The 15,643-nt window shown below is 64.7% G+C and carries 12 protein-coding genes; 4 read left to right on the top strand and 8 right to left on the bottom strand.

All coding sequences use genetic code 11. The features are described from left to right. The first annotated feature begins 174 nt into the window (after nucleotides 1-174). Genes E8E68_RS04260 through E8E68_RS04250 form a run of 3 tightly spaced genes read left to right on the top strand, consistent with a single transcriptional unit; the run spans nucleotide 175 to nucleotide 5,780 of the window. The gene (locus E8E68_RS04260; RefSeq protein WP_266030267.1) at nucleotides 175-1,428 is read left to right on the top strand and encodes a TolC family protein; all 1,254 of its coding nucleotides are present in this window, start codon (nucleotides 175-177) and stop codon (nucleotides 1,426-1,428) included. Beyond that, nucleotides 1,421-2,617, top strand: coding sequence for an efflux RND transporter periplasmic adaptor subunit (locus E8E68_RS04255; RefSeq protein ID WP_280339871.1), 1,197 nt, complete (start codon nucleotides 1,421-1,423; stop codon nucleotides 2,615-2,617). Before E8E68_RS04260 ends, E8E68_RS04255 begins: the two co-directional genes overlap by 8 nt. 16 nt (nucleotides 2,618-2,633) lie before the next feature. Then, on the top strand, nucleotides 2,634-5,780 hold the full coding sequence (locus E8E68_RS04250) for a CusA/CzcA family heavy metal efflux RND transporter (protein ID WP_266030265.1): 3,147 nt from the start codon (nucleotides 2,634-2,636) through the stop codon (nucleotides 5,778-5,780). 32 nt (nucleotides 5,781-5,812) lie between these two features. On the opposite strand, the gene E8E68_RS04245 is transcribed toward E8E68_RS04250, so the two are convergent. The 6 genes from E8E68_RS04245 to E8E68_RS04220 form a co-directional block, all read right to left on the bottom strand. Beyond that, complete coding sequence (locus tag E8E68_RS04245; protein ID WP_280339869.1) at nucleotides 5,813-7,150, bottom strand: MFS transporter; 1,338 nt, start codon at nucleotides 7,148-7,150, stop codon at nucleotides 5,813-5,815. Between the two features lie 211 nt (nucleotides 7,151-7,361). Next, nucleotides 7,362-9,512 (bottom strand): TonB-dependent receptor, encoded by a 2,151-nt coding sequence (locus E8E68_RS04240; protein ID WP_280339867.1) that lies wholly within the window; start codon nucleotides 9,510-9,512, stop codon nucleotides 7,362-7,364. Nucleotides 9,513-9,580: 68 nt separating this feature from the next. Next, on the bottom strand, nucleotides 9,581-9,991 hold the full coding sequence (locus E8E68_RS04235) for a DUF2946 family protein (RefSeq protein ID WP_266030262.1): 411 nt from the start codon (nucleotides 9,989-9,991) through the stop codon (nucleotides 9,581-9,583). Nucleotides 9,992-10,104: 113 nt separating this feature from the next. Next, nucleotides 10,105-10,881 (bottom strand): ParA family protein, encoded by a 777-nt coding sequence (locus E8E68_RS04230; protein ID WP_110748639.1) that lies wholly within the window; start codon nucleotides 10,879-10,881, stop codon nucleotides 10,105-10,107. Nucleotides 10,882-11,026: 145 nt separating this feature from the next. After that, entirely contained in the window at nucleotides 11,027-12,598 is a 1,572-nt protein-coding gene (locus tag E8E68_RS04225) for a sensor domain-containing diguanylate cyclase (RefSeq protein ID WP_266030261.1), read from the bottom strand. Between the two features lie 53 nt (nucleotides 12,599-12,651). Next, a complete protein-coding gene (locus E8E68_RS04220; RefSeq protein ID WP_266030260.1) occupies nucleotides 12,652-13,131 on the bottom strand; it encodes a hypothetical protein in 480 nt (159 codons plus the stop codon). Between the two features lie 131 nt (nucleotides 13,132-13,262). On the opposite strand from E8E68_RS04220, the gene E8E68_RS04215 reads away from it, so the two are divergent. Beyond that, nucleotides 13,263-13,760 (top strand): GNAT family N-acetyltransferase, encoded by a 498-nt coding sequence (locus tag E8E68_RS04215; RefSeq protein WP_266030259.1) that lies wholly within the window; start codon nucleotides 13,263-13,265, stop codon nucleotides 13,758-13,760. 103 nt (nucleotides 13,761-13,863) lie between these two features. On the opposite strand, the gene E8E68_RS04210 is transcribed toward E8E68_RS04215, so the two are convergent. Together E8E68_RS04210 and E8E68_RS04205 are read right to left on the bottom strand one after the other, a co-directional pair. Beyond that, nucleotides 13,864-15,201: an OprD family porin gene (locus E8E68_RS04210; protein ID WP_280339861.1), complete on the bottom strand. Its 1,338-nt coding sequence runs from the start codon at nucleotides 15,199-15,201 to the stop codon at nucleotides 13,864-13,866. Then, nucleotides 15,198-15,632, bottom strand: a complete 435-nt coding sequence (locus tag E8E68_RS04205) for a pseudoazurin (protein ID WP_266030257.1) — start codon at nucleotides 15,630-15,632, stop codon at nucleotides 15,198-15,200. Before E8E68_RS04205 ends, E8E68_RS04210 begins: the two co-directional genes overlap by 4 nt. Nucleotides 15,633-15,643: the final 11 nt, after the last annotated feature.

Here is a 15,643-nt window from a genome sequence, read left to right as displayed (position 1 = left end):
TTAGTTTCGTCAATTGGACTAGATCGCCGTCCCGGGAAAGTGGGCGATTATCGAACCGTCGACGCACGCGGGCTGCTGTGAATGGATTACAGAATTGTAATTTCCCCGCCACCGCCCCGATAAGCACGGCTTTCTACAGTCCCTCGCCAACGCTTCGCCGACGAGGACCTGTCCGTGCCCATCCCCCGCAAGATCGCCTTGCTCTGCCTGTTGCTGGCCGGTGCCGCCAGCGCGCAGGCCAGCCAGAGCCTGAGCCTGCCCCAGGCGCTTGCCGCCGCCTTTGCCCGCAACCCGGAGCTGGCTGCGGCCGGCCGTGAAATCGGCATTGCCGATGGCGAGCGGCGCCAGGCGGGGCTTATCCCCAACCCGGAGCTGGCCTGGGAGGTCGAAGACACCCGTCGCGACACCAGCACCACCACCGTCACCCTCAGCCAGGCGTTGGAACTGGGCGGCAAGCGCGGCGCACGTATTGCCGTGGCCAGCGCCAGCCAAGCCATTGCCCAGCTCGACCTGGAGCGCCAGCGTAATGGCCTGCGGGCAGATGTGGTGCAGGCATTTCATGCCGCCTTGCGCGCGCAGACCGCGCTGGAGCTGGCGCAGCAGTCGCAGGCCTTGACCGAGCGCGGGTTGCGCGTGGTCCAGGGGCGAGTGACTGCCGGCCAGTCATCACCGGTGGAGGCCACCCGTGCCCGCGTGCAACTGGCCCAGGCCCAGGCCGAAGTGCGCCGCGCGCAGACCCAGCGCAGCGTGGCTTACCAAGCCCTGGCCCGGTTGACCGGTAGCTCGCTGGCGGGCTTTGACCAGCTGCAGGTGGCCAGTCTTTCGCCTGGCCTTGCACCCAACGCAGATGCCTTGCTCGCTCAAGTCGAACAGACCGTGGAGTGGCGCCTGGCTGCAGCCCAGGTCGAGCGTGGCGATGCAGGCTTGGGCTCGGAAAAGGCCCAGCGCGTTCCCAACCTCACCGTCAGCCTGGGTAGCCAGTACAGCCGCGAGGATCGCGAGCGGGTGAACGTGGTGGGCCTGTCCATGCCGCTACCGCTGTTCGACCGCAACCAGGGCAATGTGCTGGCGGCCGCGCGCCGGGCCGACCAGGCACGTGACCTGCGTAACGCCGTGGAGCTGCGCCTGCGCAGTGAAACCCATAGCGCCGTCAGCCAGTGGGCCACCGCCATGCAGGAAGTGGACGCCTACGACCGGACCATCCTGCCTGCTGCGCAGCAGGCAGTGGACACCGCGACCCGTGGCTTTGAAATGGGCAAGTTCGCCTTCCTCGATGTGCTCGACGCCCAACGCACGCTGATCGAGGCCCGCGGGTTCTACCTCGAGGCCCTGGCCTCGGCGACCGACGCGCGCGCGCAGGTCGAGCGCATCTACGGCGACCTCGATGGCCTTGGCAACCAATTGAACAGCAGGAGCAACAATGACTAACCCACGCAAGTTCGCCCTTCTGGCCGCCGCCATCGCTGCGCTGGGCATCGGCAGCCTGGCCTGGACCGGCAACCTCGGCCAGGCGTCGAAGGCGCAAACCCGCCACGCCGAGCTTGGCGCAGACAGCCACGACCACGCTGAGGAAAAGCCCACGGAAGGTCATGCTGAAGAAGGCCAGCTGCACCTGTCCACCGCGCAGATCGAAGCGGCCGGCGTGCAACTGACGGTCGCAGGCCCCCGTGAGCTGGGCACCGCCATCAGCTTCCCGGGGGAAATCCGCTTCGACGAGGACCGGACCGCCCACGTCGTACCGCGTGTGCCGGGTGTGGTCGAGGCGGTGCAGGCCGAGCTGGGTCAGGCGGTAACCCGCGGCCAGGTGCTGGCGGTGATTGCCAGCCAGCAGATCTCCGACCTGCGCAGCGAGCAGCAGGCTGCCCAACGCCGGCTGGAAATGGCGCGCCTGACCTTTCAGCGAGAACAGCAACTGTGGCAGGAGCGCATCAGCGCCGAGCAGGATTACCTGCAGGCGCGCCAGGCGCTGCAGGAGGCTGAGATCGCCTTCGCCAATGCTCGGCAGAAGGTCGCCGCCGTGGGCCCGGCCGGTGCCGGCAACCGCTATGAGCTGCGCGCGCCGTTCGATGCAGTGGTGGTGGAAAAGCACCTGAGCGTAGGCGAAGTGGTCGACGAGACCAGCAATGCCTTCACGCTGTCGGACCTGCGCCGGGTATGGGCGACCTTCGCCGTCGCCCCGCGTGACCTGGACAAGGTGGTGACCGGCCGCGAGGTCACGGTCAACGCGCCGGACCTGGGCGCCCGGGTCGAGGGCAAGGTCAACTACGTCGGCAGCCTGCTCGGTGAGCAGAACCGCGCCGCCACCGTGCGGGCCACCCTGGCCAACCCGAGCGGCGCGTGGCGCCCGGGCCTGTTCGTCAATGTTGCGGTCAGCGTCGAGCGCTTCAATGCTGCCGTGGCGGTGCCGGAAAACGCCCTGCAGACCTGGGAGGAGCAGACCGTGGTGTTTGCCCGTACCGAGGAAGGCTTCGAGGCACGGCCGGTACAGACCGGCCGCCGCGATGCCGGGCAGGTGGAAATCACCAGCGGCCTCGCCGCCGGTACCCAGGTAGCGGCCGCCGGCAGCTTTGTCCTCAAGTCGGAGCTGGGCAAGGGCTCAGCCGAGCACAGCCATTGATTACGGGGACACCTGCATGTTCGAACGCCTGATCCAATTTGCCATCGAGCAGCGCCTGGTGGTGATGCTGGCTGTGGTCCTGATGGCCGCGGTGGGTATTCACAGCTACCAGAAGCTGCCGATCGACGCAGTACCGGACATCACCAACGTCCAGGTACAGATCAACACTGCCGCCCCCGGCTACTCGCCGCTGGAGACCGAGCAGCGCATCACCTTCGCCATCGAAACCGCCATGGCCGGCCTGCCTGGGCTCAAGCAGACCCGCTCGCTGTCACGCTCGGGCCTGTCGCAGGTCACGGTCATTTTCGATGACAGTACCGATATCTTCTTCGCCCGCCAGCTGGTCAACGAGCGCTTGCAAGTGGCCCGCGAGCAGCTGCCCGAGGGCATAGAAGCCGGCATGGGGCCTATTTCAACCGGCCTTGGGGAAATCTTCCTGTGGACGGTGGAAGCCGAGGAGGGCGCTCGCAAGGCGGACGGCACGCCCTATACCCCGACGGACCTGCGGGTGATCCAGGACTGGATCATCAAGCCACAGTTGCGCAATGTGCCGGGGGTGGCCGAGGTAAACAGCATCGGCGGCCATGCCAAGCAGTACCTGATTGCACCGGAGCCCAAGCGCCTGGCGGCCTACAAGCTCACCCTCAACGACCTGATCGCGGCACTGGAGCGCAACAACGCCAACGTTGGCGCCGGCCATATCGAGCGCAATGGCGAGCAATTGCTGATCCGCGCCCCTGGCCAGGTGGCCTCGGCCGATGACATCGCCAACATCGTCATCGCCAGCATCGAGGGCTCGCCGATCCGCGTCAGCCATGTTGCCGAGGTAGGCCTTGGCGAAGAATTGCGCTCGGGCGCGGCCACCGAGAATGGCCGCGAGGTGGTGTTGGGTACGGTGTTCATGCTGATTGGCGAGAACAGCCGTACGGTGTCGCAGGCGGTTGCTGCCAAGCTGGTCGAGATCAACCGCAACCTGCCCAAGGGTGTGGTCGCGGTGACCGTGTATGACCGCACCAACCTGGTGGAAAAAGCCATTGCCACGGTGAAGAAGAACCTGGTCGAAGGCGCGATCCTGGTGATCGCCGTGCTGTTTCTGTTCCTGGGTAACATTCGCGCCGCGTTGATCACTGCCATGGTCATCCCGTTGTCGATGCTGTTCACCTTCACCGGCATGTTCAGCAACAAGGTCAGTGCCAACCTGATGAGCCTGGGCGCGCTGGACTTCGGCATCATCGTCGACGGTGCGGTGGTGATCGTGGAAAACGCCATCCGCCGCCTCGCCCATGCCCAGCAACGTCACGGCCGCATGCTGACCCGCGTCGAGCGTTTCCATGAGGTGTTCGCCGCTGCCCGCGAAGCGCGCCGGCCGCTGATCTACGGACAATTGATCATCATGGTGGTGTACCTGCCGATCTTTGCCCTGACCGGCGTCGAGGGCAAGATGTTCCACCCCATGGCGTTCACCGTGGTCATGGCGTTGCTCGGTGCGATGATCCTTTCGGTTACCTTCGTGCCGGCAGCGATTGCCCTGTTCGTCACCGGCAAGGTCAAGGAAGAAGAAGGGCTGCTGATGCGCACGGCGCGCCAGCGCTATGCCCCGGTTTTGGCCTGGGTGCTGAGCCGGCGCAAGCTGGCGTTCGCGGGTGCAGCCGGGCTGGTGCTGTTGTCGGGGGTGATGGCCGGCCGCATGGGCAGCGAATTCATCCCCAGCCTCAGCGAGGGCGACTTTGCCCTGCAGGCCCTGCGGGTGCCGGGCACCAGCCTGTCCCAGTCGGTGGACATGCAACAGCGTCTGGAACGGTCGATCATTGCCCAGGTACCGGAAGTGGAGCGGGTGTTTGCGCGTACTGGTACTGCCGAGATTGCCTCCGACCCGATGCCGCCCAATATCTCCGATGCCTACGTGATGCTGCGTCCGCGCGAGCAATGGGTAGACCCGGGCAAACCAAGGGAGGCGCTGATCGCCGAGGTGCAACGTGCTGCGGCCAGCGTGCCGGGCAGCAACTACGAGCTGTCGCAGCCGATCCAGCTGCGCTTCAACGAGCTGATTTCCGGGGTGCGCAGCGATGTGGCGGTGAAGTTGTTCGGTGACGACATGGAGGTACTCAACCGTACTGCCGCGCAGATCGCCAGCAGCTTGCAGAACGTACCAGGTGCGTCCGAGGTAAAAGTGGAGCAGACCACCGGCCTGCCGGTGCTGACCATCGACATCGACCGCGACAAGGCTGCCCGCCATGGCCTGAACGTGGGCGATGTGCAGGATGCCATCGCCATCGCCGTGGGTGGCCGCAAGGCCGGGACGTTATATGAGGGCGACCGCCGTTTCGACATGGTGGTGCGCCTGTCGGAAACTTTGCGCACCGACGTCGACGGGCTGGCCAGCCTGTTGATTCCGGTACCGGCCAGTGCTGCGGTGGGGGGTGGGCAAATCGGCTTCATCCCGTTGTCGCAGGTTGCCACGCTGAACCTGCAACTGGGGCCGAACCAGGTCAGCCGGGAGGATGGCAAGCGGGTGGTGGTGGTCAGTGCCAACGTGCGTGGGCGTGACCTGGGTTCGTTCGTCGAAGAGGCCGAACAGACCCTGCTTGGCCAGGTGCAAATCCCGCCGGGTTACTGGACACGTTGGGGTGGCCAGTTCGAGCAACTGCAGTCGGCGGCCGAACGCTTGCAAGTGGTGGTACCGGTAGCCTTGTTGTTGGTCATGGCGCTGCTGCTGATGATGTTCAACAACCTCAGGGATGGCCTGCTGGTGTTTACCGGCATTCCGTTTGCCCTGACCGGCGGGGTGCTGGCGCTATGGTTGCGGGACATTCCGTTGTCCATTTCTGCCGGCGTCGGGTTCATTGCCCTGTCGGGTGTGGCGGTGCTCAACGGTTTGGTGATGATTGCCTTTATCCGCGGCCTGCGCGAGCAAGGGCGGCCACTGCGCGCGGCGGTGGAAGAGGGGGCGCTGACCCGTTTGCGGCCCGTGCTGATGACCGCGCTGGTGGCGTCGCTGGGGTTCATTCCGATGGCCCTGGCGACCGGGACCGGCGCTGAAGTGCAGCGGCCACTGGCAACGGTCGTGATTGGCGGGATTCTGTCTTCCACTGCGCTGACCTTGCTGGTGTTGCCGGCGTTGTATCAGTGGGCGTATCGCCGCGAAGAGGTGCAGGAGGGCTGAAATCATTGGGGCCGCACAGCGGCCCCAAACGCTCAAACGGTACCCTGCGCTCCTGGCCGCATACCGTCCACCCCGGGTTCATCATGCAACGAAATCCGTGATGTCTCTGGCAACGCCAACCCACCGACCAGCGCCACCAGCGCAATCGCCACCAGGTAGAACGCCGGTGCCAGGCTGCTGCCGGTCTGCCCGATCAGCCAGGTTGCCACCAGCGGCGCGGTACCACCGAACAGGGTATAGGCCACGTTGTAGGTAATCGCCGAGGCGGTGTAGCGGGTGCGGGTAGGGAAGCTCTCCGAAAGCAAGGCTGCCGTCACCACGCCACTGCACAGCGCACCTACCGCCAGCAGAATCACCCCCAGCAGCGCCCCCGAGATCGACCCCGAACTGGCCAGCCAGTAGGCCGGGAACACGCACAGCATGACCCACAGGCAGGTAAAACCGATAGTCTTGCGCCGCCCGACGCGGTCCGAGAATGCGCCGGCCAGCGGGCAGCCAACGGCGGCGAACAGCAGGGCCACGGTGGTGACCAGCAGCGACTGTGCCCGGCTCAGGTTGCCGACCAGTTGCAGGTAGGTGGCGAAGTAGGTGGTGAACATGTAGAACGACAGCGCCGTCAGCGAAATGAACGCCCCCAGGTTGCGAATCGCCCGGCCATGATGGCGCAGGGTTTCCTTGAGCGGCGAATGTTCATGCTCCTTGCCTTGGGCTACCGCTTCACGGAACGCCGGGGTTTCCTCCATGCGCCAACGCAAGTACAGGCCAACCAGGCCCAGCGGCGCGGCAATCAGGAACGGAATACGCCAGCCCCAGGCATTCATCGCCTCGCTCGACAGGCTGGCTTCCAGGCCATAGGCGATCACCGCTGCACAGGCAAATGCGGAAAAGGTCGATACCGGCACGAAGCTGCCATAAAAGGCGCGCTTGTCGTTGGGCGCGTGCTCCATCAGGTAGGCGCAGGCCCCGGCATACTCGCCACCTGCAGAAAAGCCCTGCAGGCAGCGCGCCAGGGTCAGCAACGCCGGGGCGGCGAGGCCGATGCTGGCGTAGGTCGGCAGCAGGCCGATCAAGGTAGTTGAGCCGGCCATCAGCAGGATGGTCAGCGACAGGATGCGCTTGCGCCCCAGGCGGTCGCCGAGGGCGCCGAACACGATGCCCCCCAACGGGCGCAGGGCAAAGGCCACGGCAAATACGGCAAAGGTCTTGAGCAAGGCCACGCTGGCGTCTTCACTGGCAAAGAACTGGCTGGCGATCATCGTGGCGAGAAAGCCGTAGACGGCGAAGTCGAACCATTCGACGAAGTTGCCGATGGCCGACGCGGCGATCACCCTGCGCAGGGTGGCGGGGGATACCTCGTGAGGTGCGGACATGCGTGTGCTCTCCGGTTCCATTGGCAGGCATGATGAAAGTGGCGCGGTCAGGCCGCGCCATCATTGTTGTGCTAGCCAGTAGATTACCGGGCGCTGCAAAGCGCTTTGTCGAGGACGACCTCGGGATACCTGAATAAGCCGCCGCAGCGGTTTACGCCGGCCGACTCCAACGGGTCGGCGTGGCGAGCAGGCGCCGCGCAGGTGGGGAGGTTCAGAAACGCATATCCAGCGCCAGCTCGAAGGTGCGCGGTGGCCCCATGTAGTACTGGCTGTTGTAGGCCTGTTTGGCATACACCTCGTCGGTCAGGTTGCGGACCCGCCCGGTCAGCGTGGTGTGCGCATCCAGCCGATAGCGGGCGAACGCGCCGAACAGCGTATACGCCGGGGCCTTCAGGCTGTTGGCGTTATCGGCGTACACCGAGCCTACGTAGCGCCCGTCTGCCCCTACTGACCAGGCCGATGACAGGCTGTAGGTCAGCCACAGGTTGGCGACGTTGGCCGGCACGTTCACTGGCGCATTGCCCTTGCGCGACACCGACACGCCGTTGACCGCCTCATTGAACTCATCGTACTGCGCATCGACATAGGCGTAGTTGGCCTCGGCCAGCAACGTTGGCGTGACCTGCAAGCGCCCGGACACCTCGACCCCGCGCGAGGTCTGTTGCCCGGCCTGCACCGTGAGGTTGGCGTCGTTGGCGTCGCGCACGGCAAAGTCCTTGCGCACGATCTGGTAAAGCGCCAGCGTAGCCGCGCCACGGCCGTCGAGGAAGTCGAACTTGCTGCCCACTTCCCATTGCTCGCCCTTGGACAGGTCGAACAGCCCGACGTTGGAGTAGGTTGCGGCCGCCAACGAACCGGCTGGCAGGTCGGCGGAGGTGCTGTACTGGGCGTAGAGGCTGGCCGAAGGTGTCAGCGCGTAGGTCAGGCCGACGCGCCCGGACAGCGGTTCCCAGCGCCGTTCGAAATACGCCGGCGAAGTGGGCGTCACTGCACCGTAGTTGGTCACTTCCATGTTCAGGTAGTCGTACCGCAGGGCAGTCAGCAGGGCCAGACGTTCGGTCAATTGCAGACGGTTTTCGGCAAACACTGCACGGTTGCTCACTTGGTGACGGCGCTGCTTGGTCAGGCCAGCGTTTACGCCTGGTATGTCATCGAAGCTACCGGGGTCGAAGTGCTCGGCATCGACCACATCGGTCCAGCTGCCCGAGGTGGGGGAGAGGGTCTGGCGCATGCGCGAGTATTCAAGCCCCAGCGACCACTGGCTGGCCAGGCCGAGCAGGTGGTTGTCGTGGCGCAGTTCGATGCGGTCGCCCAGCAGGTTCTGGTCGTGGCGCTGCAGGTACGGGCTGCTGCGCTGAACCTGGCCACCGGGCGTGTAGGCATAGCGTTCCAGATTGCGGTAATCGCGCTGGGCATTGTAGTGGTACAGCGTGTTCTGCACGCTGGTGCTGTCACTGATCTGGTAGTCGAGGATCGACCGCAGCCAGCGCACCCGTTGCTCATACCGACCGTCGCCAACGTTGTAATTTTCAAAGCGGCGACTCTTGTCGATTTTCATCGTACTGCGCCCGGGCAGGATCGGCGACCCCCAATAAGGGCTGTCTTCGCGGTCTTCCTGGTACTCCAGCGACAGCGTGTGGGTCAGGTTGGGCGCGAGGTCGCTGAGCAGCGAGAAGGCCAGGCTGTCGGTGCTGCGCTCGTTACGGTCGACATAGCCATTGCCGTGGCCGCGGCTGAAATCCAGACGCATGAAGTGGCGGGCATCGGCGGGGTTGCTGGCCAGCGCCTGGTTGATGCCGAAGGCCACTTCGCTGTCGTCGAAACTCCCGTAGCGGATACGCCCGTCAAGGGTTTGCTGGTCGCGGCTGGCCAGCTTGGTGATGTAGTTGATCGAGCCACCTACCGCCCCCGCGCCGTGCAGGAATGACGACGGCCCACCGATCAGTTCGACGCGGTCGAGCACCCAGGCATCTACCGGCCGTGTGGCGCTGCTGTAGCCCAGGTTGATGCCGTTGTACAGCTGTGTGACCTGGTTCTGGGTGAAGCCGCGGTACGCGACGAAGCCGCCGAAGCCGGGGTTGGCCGAGGCGTTGACGCCGGTCATGGCGTTGATCACGTCCTGGCTGTCCTTGGCGCCGCGTTCTTCGATGAGGCGGCGGTCCGAGACGCTGACCGAGGCCGGTGTTTCCCGCGCGGTGAGGCCCAGCCGCGAGCCGGTGCGGATCGGCTCGTCCAGTTGCACACCGCTGGGGTTTTCGCGTTCACCGTCGATGGTGGTGGCGCTGAGTTCCACGGCGGCGTTGTCCGCCCAGGCAATGCTGCAGGTGCCCATGAGGAGCACCAGAGAGGTATTGCGAAGCATGTTGGCAAGTCTTCCATGCAAAGATCATGGCTGACGGCGAGCGCGCAGGCAGGCGCGCCCGGCTGAAGTCAGGCGAAATGAAGTGAGGCTGCGTGGAAGACGGCGGGGGAAGCGCGGGGGTTGAGGGCGGGGCGTTGATAGCGCGGCGGTGGTTGTGCCCAGCTGCGGACCACGATTGGCGAAGTGGCAAAGGCTTGCGCCGGGGTGAATGACCAGCCGCCGCTGCTGAGCGGTACGGCCAGGCCGAACGAGGAGCACACCGGGCAGTCGAGCTGGGCCATGTGCTGGTCGCCGCCGGCGCCGTCGAGGTCGATGGCAACGCCATGCTCGCTGTTGATCGAGCAAAAGCCACCTTCCAGGCCGGCCAGGCGCAGGCCGCCCATCTGGCCGTGATGCAGGCCACACAGCAGCAGGCTGAACAGGACGCTGGCGTAAAGCGTCCAGGCCGTCAGCGTGCGGGTGTGCCGGGAAATGTTCATGGCGGCGAATCTACCATTCGGCTGAGGGGCCGGGTAGCCTTTTCGCCGCGGATTTTTCGGCTGCTGTGCAGCCCGCTCGATCGGTCCCGAGGGGGCGCGGGTTCCTGGGGTAATCAGGCAGCGCGCTCGAGCACATCCAGCAAATCGACGAACTCCAACGCCAGTCTGTGCCGCGGGGCCAGGTGCACCAGCGGTACCGAGGCCTGGTGCGACTCACGCATCTTGATCGAGTTGCTCAGGTACACCGGCAACACCGGCAGGCCTTCGCTGCGTAACTGCTCGACCAGGGTATGGTGCAGCGCAGTGCGCCCGGCGAACTGGTTAACCACCACCCCCTCCACTTGCAAGGCCGTGTTGTGGTCCTGACGCAGCTCTTCGACCTCGGCCATGACGCTGTGCAGTGCCTGGCGCGAGAAGCTGTCGCAGTCGAACGGGATCAGCAGGCGCTCCGCTGCCACCAGTGCGCTGAAGGTGTAGAAGTTCAGTGCCGGCGGGGTGTCGATATAGATCCGCTCGTAGTCCTCGCCAAGCTCCACCAGCAGCTTGCGCAGCTTGTTGATCTTGAACTTGCTCTCCAGCTTGCCTTGCAGGTCGCTGAGGTCGGGGCTGGCGGTGACCAGGTGCAGATTGCTGTACCGGGTTTCGGTGATCGCCACGCGGTGCTTCTTGCCGGCAGCGGCGACCGGCGACAAGGTCTGCCGGAAGAAGTCGGCGATGCCGGCGGGAATGGCGTCATTGACCAGGCCGGTCAGGTAATAGGTGGCATTGGCTTGCGGGTCGAGGTCGACCAGTAACGTCCGGTAGCCCTCGGCGGCACTGGCCGCGGCGAGGTTGCAGGCGATGCTGGATTTACCGACGCCACCTTTCTGATTGAAAACCACACGACGCATGAGACGCTCATCCATGAAATGAAAATGTCAGGTTGGGGTCAATCCTATGACTGAAAGGCGACAGTTTTATGACAAGGATTGTTACAACCCACAGTTTCATCTGCGTCTGGACCGGCCCTTTCGGCGGACGGCGGAAACAGGCGGTTCAGGAAGTGACTACCCGATTACGCCCCTCCTGCTTGGCCCGGTAGAGGGCCTGGTCAGCCTTACCCAGTGCCTCCGCCGGCTCGCTCCCGGCCTCGCCATCCCAGTACGCCACCCCCAGCGACAACGTCACCGCGCCCACCGGCTCCACCGGCGTACCCTGCACCGACACCCGGAGGCGCTCGGCCACCACCGCTGCCACTTCCAGGCCGGCCCCTGGCAGCAGCATCAGGAACTCCTCACCCCCGGTACGGCACAGCAGGTCGCCCTCGCGGCAACCACGCCGCATCAACTCCGCCAGCCGGCGCAGCACCTGGTCGCCCACCTCGTGCCCAAAGTTGTCATTGACCCGCTTGAAGTGGTCAATATCCAGCACGATGGCCGAAAACGCCCGCCCTTCGGCTTCCAGTAGCGAGAGGCTGAATTCCAGGCTGCGGCGGTTGCCGAGGCCGGTCAACGGGTCGGTCTGGGCATCACGATTGAGCCGGCCAATACGCTCCTGCAACAAGTTCAGGCCGAACAGCAGCGCGCGTTTGAGTTCTGCCGCCTCGAAGTACCAGGCCCGCACCCGGTGCAGGCGCTCGTCGGTGCCGACCCGGTCCATGGAGCGGGCGCCAGCGGCCAGTTGCCAGAGTGGCCGGGCGATGGTCATCGCCAGCCACCACAGCAGCAGGCTGCCTACCAGTGCCAAGGGCGCGGAAATGCCCACCACATTCAGTATCAGCGAGTTCAGCGGCATTGTGGTCTGCGCCAACGGCTGCTGCGCCACCACGCCCCAGCCGGCACTGGGGACAGTGGCGTAGCCCGCAAGTACTTCGACGCCCTGGCTGTTGGTCAGTTGCCGCGTGCCGCTGGTCAATGTCGTCAGCTGGTCGATCAGCGCGTTGCCCTCTACCACCGTACCCACCCGCTGGCTGTTGGGGTGGTACAGCAACCGGCGGTTGCGATCGACCACATACAGGTACGAGCCGTCCTGGTGGAAGTGCTCGCCCAGCAGGCTGTTGAGGATGTTGCGTTCGCGCAGGTACAGGCTGCCGCCGACGTACCCGAGGTAGCGCCCGTTGCTGTCGAAAATCGGGTGAGACAGCACCACTACCAGGTTGTTGGCCGCTGATAGAAAGGGTGTGGAAACCAGCGGGCGGCGTTCCTGCAGTGCCTCTTTGGCGCCGGGCGACTGCATGCGGGTGCCGACCAGGTGGCGAAGCGGGGCAGGGGATATCGCCAGCAGCATGCCGCTGGCGTCGATCACGAATGTGGAATTGAAAGCCATGCCCTGGCCAAGCACGCGGTCGGTCTCGTCCTGCAGCGCAGCGGCGTCGCTCAGTTGCCGGGCTTGAACGCTGGCGCTGTAGGTCAGTTGTTGCAAGGCGCTGGCGATAAAGGTCTCGGTGATGCTGGCCAGCTTGGTCGCATACACCCGGTTGGCCTCCAGGGCGTGGTCGATCAGCAATTGGCGCTGTACCCGGTAGCTGGCGAAATAGCTGGCGCAGAGCATCACCACGGCGGTAAGGGCGCAGAGCACCAGAATGAGTGTACGTAGATCCAGGCGCAATCCGTGCTTGGCGTGTGGCAATCCTGACCTCGGGTGATTGGGTTACGGAATGGGGATGACCTTGCCGGCCACGTTCAGGAGCCTGACTTTTCCAGCGCGTTCAACTCGTCTTCCACCTGCTGCATGCGCTGCTCGACCAGCGCCTGGACCTTCGTGTCGCGGGCGGTCTCGCGCATCAGGCCGGTGAGTTTTTCGCTGAGGCGCTTGCCGGCTTCGGTGTCTTCCAGGGCGCGGGCCTTGGCCGGGTCCTGGGTGGCCGCGACAATGGTGGCGAACTCGGCGTCACTGAAGTTCTTTTCGCTGTACAGGCGGAACAGGTCCTGGCGCTGGTCCTCGACGGTGAGGTGCTTGCGCAGCACATCCTGGATGGTCGCTTGCGATAGCTGCGGGTGCGTGCGCCCGAGCAGCCCGGCCATGCGTTCGATGTTATGCGTGTAGGCATCCTGCAACGGTAACTGGGCAAGGATCTGCTCTTCACGGGAGGGTTTCTGCTCGCAGGCGGTGAGGGCGGCAGTCAGCAACAGTGGCAACAGCAACTTCGGGAGGCAAGGCATGGGGTGGCCTGGTCGGGCAGTGAAGAATGTCGATTATAACGATGTCCGCCTGGTCGCGACGAGCCCTGTGATTTGCCTTGAGCGGCGTGCTGCGGTAGAACCTTGCCCTCCCGACCATTGCCGATAGCCTCATGCCGACCTGGACCCTGCAACCTGTGGCGCGCAGCGCCATTGCCGAAGTGCTGGCGTTTGTCGACAGCGCCCGCCGCCAGCTGTTTCCGATGCTGACGAACGCCCCTGTGCCACGCGACCTGGCGCAATTCGCCGAAACCTATCTGGAGGGCGAGGGCTGCTTCCTGGAGGCCCGCGATAACGGGCGACTGGTGGCGGTGATTGGTTACCTGCCCTATGACCATCGTTTCGCCCAACTTGATTATCACGCCGAGCGGGTTGTCGAAGTGGTGCGCCTGTTCGTGTTGCCGGACTACCGCCGGCATGGCCTGGCGGGCGCGTTGTTCGGTGCACTGCGCGAGCGGGCGGTACAGGCGGGCATTGGCTGCCTGTACCTGCATACCCATCCATTCCTGGCCGGTGCAATTGCATTCTGGGAGCGGCAAGGGTTCGTGGTGGTGGATGTGGAGCAAGATCCGGTCTGGCAGACCACGCACATGCAAATGCGCCTGCGCTGACCTGTGCGAAAGCGCCTACAACGGCGCTTTCGGGGTGATCGACGGGTTCATTTAAAAAACTTCATGGCTTGCTTGTCCTCCCCGGTTCAGGCAACGCGATCTGTCAAAAACCGCCCGAAATCGGCCACTCCACCGCCAGCCGTATCTGGTCACCATCCAGCTCCGCCTGGGCCGTGTTCCCACGGTGCACGTTATGCCGCAGCGAGAACGTGGTGCCCTTGGCCTTGCCGCCCTGTACCACGTAGCGCGCCTCCAGGTCGCGCTCCCAATGCTTGCCACCTTTGCCATAACCCAAGTACGCATACCCGCCATCGGGGTCGACGTGCGTGCCATCGATATCAAACCCGCGCACGTACAACGCCGTCAGGTTCAACCCGGGCACGCCGTAGGCACCCATGTTCAAGTCGTAGCGCGCCTGCCACGACTTTTCGTTTGGCGCGTTGAAGTCCGACATCTGCACCGCATTGGCAATGAAGATCGCCCCCCGCGTCACGTAGTCGAATGGCGTGTTGCCGTCTACTTGCTGCCAGCCCAGGCTGAAGCCGTGTGGCCCTTGGTTGTAGCGCGAGACCAGGCTCCAGGTGGTGTTGTCGATACGCCCGGACAGCGCCTTGCCAGTGTCGGTGGTGCGGTACAGGTTGAGGTCCAGGCTGACGCTGCGGCGGTCATCCAGTGCCTGGCTGAGGGTGCCGCCCAGGTAGTGCTGGTTCCAGCTGTCTGCATAGCGCGAGGTGTACAGGCTGCCGCTGAAGGCAGCGCTGGGGTTCCACACTGCGCCGGCCAGGTCGAAGCTGTTGCCCTGCCGGCCGTTGGAGTAGTTCACCACAAAGCCCTGATCGTGGCTGGAAGCGTTGCGGTCGGTGCTTTCGTTGAAGTGCCCTGCCACCAGCTTGAGGGCGTCGAACGCGTTGCTGGTGAGAAACCAACCGGTGGCGGTCTCGGGCAGCAGGCGGCTGTCTGAAGAGCTGAACACCGGGGTCTTGACCCGCTGCTCACCGTAGGACAGCACGGTATTGGCCATGCGCAGTTTCACTGCCGCGCCCCCACGGCTGTATTCGTTCTTCGGGTGACCGTCGTTGTCGACACCCAGCAAACGCGCCTTGCCGGCGCGCCCTCCGCCGCTGTCGAGTTGCACGCCCAGGTAGGCATGGGCATCGACCCCGACACCAATCAGCCCTTGGGTGAAGCCGGACTGGAAGGTGCCCATCAAGCCATACGCCCATTCCTCGGCTTTGCCATTGCGCGCGTTACGCGGCTTGTAGGCATTGCGCGCAGCACTGTTACGCCCGCCGTGCTTGTAGTCACGCTGGTCGAACACGCTGCGGTTGAGAATGCTCCAGCTGCCATCTTCGATGAAACCGTGGCTTAGCGCTTGGGCGGAGTCGGCCAGGGCGACAGGCGCCAGGCTCAACAGGGGCAGAGCCCACAACAGCCGGCTCATTGCCCGGCCTCGAGCTTTTGCAGTTGCAGGGCCAAGCGCGCCTTGGCCCGGGGTGGCAAGCTGGCGGGTATTTGCGCTGCGGGCGCGTCACCCACCCGGATCACCATGACCATGCCCATCGCCAGGTGCGGAATGCACTGGATGCCGTATACGCCTGGCACGCTGAAGGTTTGCTCGAACGGTTGGTTCAGCTTGCTTTTGAACGCTGTGGCCCCGGCAGGTAGCAGGCCTGCCATACTGGCGGCGTTGTGCCCGTTCTGGGTTGGCAGGAAGCGCACGCTGTCACCTGGCGCAATGCGCAGGTGGTCGGGTTCGTAAACCATGGCGCCGTCGCTGCCGCGGTTGAGCATTTTCACTTCATGGACTTCGGCCTGCGCGGCCGGGGCAAGCAGGGCGCTGGCGAGCAGCAGGGCGACAGGGCGCAACAGCATGGGCAGAACTT

This window comes from Pseudomonas sp. BN607, from assembly GCF_029871175.1.
Lineage (GTDB): Bacteria > Pseudomonadota > Gammaproteobacteria > Pseudomonadales > Pseudomonadaceae > Aquipseudomonas.
This window is presented reverse-complemented; position numbering and strand designations above follow the sequence as displayed.

Coding starts and splice junctions, on each gene's coding strand:
- E8E68_RS04255 (WP_280339871.1), top strand. CDS start 1,421: ATGACTAACCCACGCAAGTTCGCCCTTCTGGCCGCCGCCATCGCTGCG.
- E8E68_RS04250 (WP_266030265.1), top strand. CDS start 2,634: ATGTTCGAACGCCTGATCCAATTTGCCATCGAGCAGCGCCTGGTGGTG.
- E8E68_RS04245 (WP_280339869.1), bottom strand. CDS start 7,150: ATGTCCGCACCTCACGAGGTATCCCCCGCCACCCTGCGCAGGGTGATC.
- E8E68_RS04240 (WP_280339867.1), bottom strand. CDS start 9,512: ATGCTTCGCAATACCTCTCTGGTGCTCCTCATGGGCACCTGCAGCATT.
- E8E68_RS04235 (WP_266030262.1), bottom strand. CDS start 9,991: ATGAACATTTCCCGGCACACCCGCACGCTGACGGCCTGGACGCTTTAC.
- E8E68_RS04230 (WP_110748639.1), bottom strand. CDS start 10,881: ATGCGTCGTGTGGTTTTCAATCAGAAAGGTGGCGTCGGTAAATCCAGC.
- E8E68_RS04220 (WP_266030260.1), bottom strand. CDS start 13,131: ATGCCTTGCCTCCCGAAGTTGCTGTTGCCACTGTTGCTGACTGCCGCC.
- E8E68_RS04215 (WP_266030259.1), top strand. CDS start 13,263: ATGCCGACCTGGACCCTGCAACCTGTGGCGCGCAGCGCCATTGCCGAA.
- E8E68_RS04210 (WP_280339861.1), bottom strand. CDS start 15,201: ATGAGCCGGCTGTTGTGGGCTCTGCCCCTGTTGAGCCTGGCGCCTGTC.
- E8E68_RS04205 (WP_266030257.1), bottom strand. CDS start 15,632: ATGCTGTTGCGCCCTGTCGCCCTGCTGCTCGCCAGCGCCCTGCTTGCC.